4 protein-coding genes are annotated in these 4,765 nt (G+C 69.3%); 3 read left to right on the top strand and 1 reads right to left on the bottom strand.

Annotation, left to right across the window (positions count from 1 at the left end):
- Positions 1 to 359: 359 nt before the first annotated feature.
- The 3 genes from D7V77_RS40345 to D7V77_RS40335 all read left to right on the top strand — a co-directional run bounded on the left by D7V77_RS40345 (position 360) and on the right by D7V77_RS40335 (position 3,735).
- On the top strand, positions 360 to 1,223 hold the full coding sequence (locus D7V77_RS40345; protein WP_120581494.1) for a deoxyribonuclease I: 864 nt from the start codon (positions 360 to 362) through the stop codon (positions 1,221 to 1,223).
- Between the two features lie 105 nt (positions 1,224 to 1,328).
- Positions 1,329 to 1,949, top strand: a complete 621-nt coding sequence (locus tag D7V77_RS40340) for a hypothetical protein (protein WP_233597526.1) — start codon at positions 1,329 to 1,331, stop codon at positions 1,947 to 1,949.
- Positions 1,950 to 2,025: 76 nt separating this feature from the next.
- Positions 2,026 to 3,735, top strand: coding sequence for a carboxypeptidase regulatory-like domain-containing protein (locus D7V77_RS40335; protein ID WP_233597525.1), 1,710 nt, complete (start codon positions 2,026 to 2,028; stop codon positions 3,733 to 3,735).
- Position 3,736: 1 nt separating this feature from the next.
- Here the strand turns inward: D7V77_RS40335 and D7V77_RS40330 are convergent, their stop codons facing one another.
- Positions 3,737 to 4,276, bottom strand: coding sequence for a MarR family transcriptional regulator (locus D7V77_RS40330; RefSeq protein WP_120581493.1), 540 nt, complete (start codon positions 4,274 to 4,276; stop codon positions 3,737 to 3,739).
- Between the last annotated feature and the right edge of the window lie 489 nt (positions 4,277 to 4,765).

The following is a 4,765-nucleotide window of genomic DNA, read 5'->3' as shown; positions in this document are numbered from 1 at the left end:
GACACGGTGGGCGGGGCGGAAACGGGCCCGACAGGGGTCTCCAGCGGCCGGCAGAGCCAGGCCACCGCGAGACACGACAACACGACTCCCGTGCCTCCGACACTCCAGACGATGTGGTTCATGGGTTCCCCTCAGGACGCACCTGTGGCGGTGCGCGCGCCGTCCCGCCTTCCCGCGAGAGACCCGCAATAGATGCCACTTGGAGTCACATGCAATCAAGTTGCATTTAATGGGCGGTGTCCGGGGAGTGTCGGGCGGGGTGGGCTGTCACCTCGATTCCACGAAGGAGGGCTGTTCCTGGGGCGCTGGCATGCCGAAGATGGGGCGCTTTTGTCCCGCAGGGCTGGAGGTGCCGTGAAATGAGAGGGTCGTCCTTCTTGTCGCGCGTCCTGGTGTTGTCCGTGCTGGTGCTCCCCGCGTTGGCGCAGGCGGGCTCGTACCTCCGGGTGGTGAGCTGGAACCTCCGCCACGAGGGATGGGCGGCCGAGCAGTCCTACCTGGATGACGCGAAGCAGCTGTGGAACCAGTTCGGTGCGAACAGCAACTCGAACAATGGCTGTGACCTGGTGTTCCTCCAGGAGGTGATGGACGCGTCCGCGGCGACGGCCATCGCGACGAACCTGACGCAGGTCTCCGGGGTGTCGTGGACGGCGGTGGTGACGCCGCTCATCGGCCGGTCGTCCTACAAGGAGCACTACGCGGTGCTGTACCGGACGGACACGGTGTCGCTCTTGTCCTCCACGGTGTGGACGGACACGGGGGACCTGTTCGAGCGCGAGCCGCAGGTGGTGAAGGTGCGCCACGTGCCCACGGGCGCGGACTACACCTTCCTCAACTGGCACGCGGTGTGGGGCACGGCGGCGGACCGCACGCTGGAGGCGCAGGCCATCGACGGCGTGTTCGCGTCCGTGCAGTCCGCCAGCACCTCGGACCAGGACGTCATCCTCGTGGGTGACCACAACATGGCCTGCACCCATGCGTCCTGGAGCCAGCTGAAGGGCCTGTCGCCCGCGGTGACGTGCAAGCTGGACGTGGCCACCACGATGAATACGTCCGGGGGCTACGCCAACGCGTACGACCACTTCTGGATGCAGGACACGTACGTGACGGAGTTCTCCAGCACGGGCCGCGACTACATCGCGAACCCGCTGGACTACGTCACCCGGCTGTCTGACCACGCGCCGGTGTGGCTGTCCCTGTACTCCAACAGCGACACGGACTGATGCGCGTGGGTGGCTGCCGCCGCGTCAACAGGCCTTCTCTTCGCCCGATGCGTCGAGCAGCATGATGGAGGACTCGGGCTCAGGGGGCCCCAGGAGGGCGAAGCGATGGCGCAGTCGGAGCAGCGGAGCGCGAAACCGTACTGGGTGGCCCTGTCCGTGGGCATGGTCCTGGCCGTCGCGCTGCCCATCACCTACTTGACCCTGACGCCCCTCCTGTCGCCCCCCGCGGAGCCCGGTGACATCTCCAGCCCCACGCTCGCGAAGGTGCTCAACGAGAGCATCGACACGGCCGTGGCGGATCTGGACCCGAAGACCTGGCCCGGCCTGATTCCAGAAGCGGCGGCCAACTCTCAAGTGTTCCTGCGCGAGGTGGCCGAGGTCGTTGCCCGTTGCAGCAAGGGGCCGCTGGAGCCCAACCAGAAGTACAACCGGATGTTGCTCCATCTGGTCGGCGTGGATGGCTCCCGCTACGAGCCCATTACCTCGCGAGGGTGCGGCGAGGACTCCCTCATCTTCCGCGCCACGTTCAAGGACGGTCGCATCGCGGAGGTCTTCACCGACGGACGCGAGCGGCGGTACTCCGTCGAGGAGGTGAAGGGCCTGGTCAACATCCGCGAGTTCGGAAAGAGACTCATCTCCTCGGACAAGACGCGTCACCCCGAGCGCTACTACAGGGCAGCCCCGCCCCAGCCGCCTCCTCGGGATGTCTCGAAGGATTGGGAGTGAGGCCCGCGGCTCGGCTGAGGCATCCCACTCCAGTGTGGTTGTCCCTGTCCTCCAACAGCGACACGGACGGATGCGCGTGAAGCGGGCCCTGGGCGGGATGCTGGTGGCGGTGCTGCTGGTCGTGGGCGTGTGGATGCTGCTGCGTCCCGAGCCCGCGTCACCGCTGGCGCCGCCATCGCATCCCGTGGCCGCGAGGGTCGAGGACGCCGGTGTGCCGGAGGTGGCTCCGCAAGTAGAGGCCACGGTGGACTCTGGCCTGTGGCTGACCGCGACGTTGGAGGGCTCGCGTCCATTCGAGGGGGAGGCGCGCGTGGGCGCTGCGTTCATCTCCGAGTCGGATCGCGGTTGGTGGGAAGAGGAGGGCCGCCGCCGCGTCGCGCGCACGGGGCCCGCGCGTCTGGAGGACCTGGCGAACGTGCGGGAGTGGGAGGAGGCCCCGGTCACTGCTGCCGCGCGGGGCGGTGTCGTGGGACCGGTGGCGGTGCCTTCCGCGCCGCGCTACCAGGTGATGGCGTACGCGCCGGATGGCACCGTTTGGTGGGGCGACCATGTGCCCGCGACACAGCCGGTGACGGGACGGGTGGACGTGGGCCGGCTGCGGGAACACCCACCCACGGGCGTGCGCGTGCGGTTGGCGGGGGCTCGGGATGTCCCGGGGACCTTCACCGTGCGGATGCAGCGGGGCGTGGATCCGGAGGACGCGGAGCCGGCCAGCAGCCTGCTGCCAGTGCTGTCGCTGGCGGCGCCGGAGTTGATGCACGCTTTCGAGAACGACACCCCCGTGCCCCTGGTGAAGGACGGGGAGACGCGGCTCGCGCCACTGCCGCCGGACCGGTTGCTGCGGCTGTGGTTGCGCACGCCTTCGGGGAAGCAGAGCGAGCCGGTGGAGGTCCCTCTGCGCGAGGGCTCCGTGGAGCCGGTGACGCTGGACGTGGCGAGGCTGTTCCCCGAGGGCGTGGGGGACGCCGTCACGCTGCGGGGCCGGGTGCTGCTCGGCGATGGGGCACGCCCCCTGGGGACGGCGGTGTACCGGCAGGGGGATGGTGAGGAGCGCCCGCTCGCGCCGGACGGCCGCTTCACGATTCCGGATGTGCCGACGTGGACGGAGACCCGCTTCACGGTGCGGCGGGAGGTGACGGAGGACGAGGGACGGCCCCTGGGTCCCTCGTGGTGGGACTTCGTCTTCACGCCGACGGCGGAGTCGCGGGGCACCGTGGACGTGGTGTGGCGCATGCCGGTGTACCGGTGGCTGGTGCTCCGGATGGATGGCTTCACGCGGGCGCAGTTGAGGGAACGCACGTCGCCGCCCTACCCGGTGTACCTGCTGGAGCGCCGCGACGCGCGAGGCGTGTGGAGCGTCGAGCCCACGCGGGAGTTCCGCCCGGAGGGAGACAGCCTCGCGGTGTCGCTGCTGGAGCCCGGCACGTACCGGATCCAGGTGGCGTCGTCGCCGTATGCATCACGGCCGAGCAGCACCGCCCGGGCAGGCGAGGACTTCTCGGACGTGGAGACGCGGCTGTCACCGGAGGACTCGGCCGTGTCCACGTGCGAGGTGCGGGTCACCCGCGAGGGACGGCCGTTGGCGGGCGCGCTCGTGATCGCGGGCGGAGCGAATCCATCACTGCCGCCCGTGAGAGGAGAGACGGATACCACGGGCCGATGGCGGATGGGGCCCATGACCTCCCACGCGCTTCCCCTGCAGGTGCACGAACGGGACGCCATGGATTGGGAGGGCGATGGAGCGGAGGCATGCCGCCGCTCGGGCGTCGTGGAGGTGCGGCTGTAGTTCAGGCGGCCGACGCCGTTAGAAGCTCGTCGGGGACGCTGGCCAGCTCGGCGTTCTCCTCGGTGACTTCCTCGGCGGTGCGGGCCTGGACGGTCAGGGCCTGCACCCACAGCTCCAGGACATCCATCAGGGCGCTGCGCGTCTCGCCCTGGAGCGGGGCCAGCCGCTGCGCCATGCGCCCCTGCACCTGCGCATCCAGCTGATCCGCGAGCGCGCGGCCCGCGTCGGTGAGGCGCACGCGCACGCGCCGGCGATCATGCCGCACCGAGCGCTCCCGCCGCACGAGGCCGCCATCCTCCAGCCGGTCCACCAGGCGGCTCAGGCGCGGCATGGCGAGTCCCCCCAGGCGCATGGCGAGCACGCCCACGGGCAACAGGCTCTCCGAGCGCAGCCACCAGAGGGCCTGAAGCTCCCGAGGCTCCCAGTGGGGATGGCTCAGGGCATCCAGGGGACTCTCCAGCGCGCCGCAACGGGCCGCGTCCACGAGAAGGTTCCGCCACCGCGCCACCTGCACGCGCACATCCACCGAGAGCTCCGTCATGCACCCCTCCGTGCCGGGCAAGCACCCGCGTTCGGCCCCGCGTGCGCCGCTTCTGGCATGCCGCAGGCTGATGGGCCCGCGAAGCACTCAACGGAGATACGTGACGGGCATATCGGCCTGGTTGCTGACCGGCATTTTTCCTGGCCATGTTCCTGGGTAGCGGAAAGTCACAAACTCGGAGGATTTCTCGTCCGCAACACGAGGCGAGGTGGAGTGGAACACCGCTCACCACGTTCCCTCTACGACCATCAGTCACGGCACGTAGCCGTAGGCGTGAGCGGGCAGATAGTTGGATGGTCGGCTAGCGCACGCGGCCTTCAGACAGGTCTAAACGACGAACCGTGATTCTCGAATGGTCTCATGCTGCGCGTCGAGAGGGAGCGACGCGCAGCAGCGGACTTGAAGTCTGCTGCGCGTTGCGAGCTTCCAGGTAGGCATCCACCTCGGCCATGAGCGCCGACATCTTCTTGCACCGGTGGTTGCGGGTGA

Source organism: Corallococcus sp. CA041A (assembly GCF_003612075.1).
Taxonomy (GTDB): Bacteria; Myxococcota; Myxococcia; order Myxococcales; family Myxococcaceae; genus Corallococcus; species Corallococcus exiguus.
Note: the sequence above shows the minus strand (reverse complement) of the source record. Positions and strands in the feature narration are given on the sequence as shown.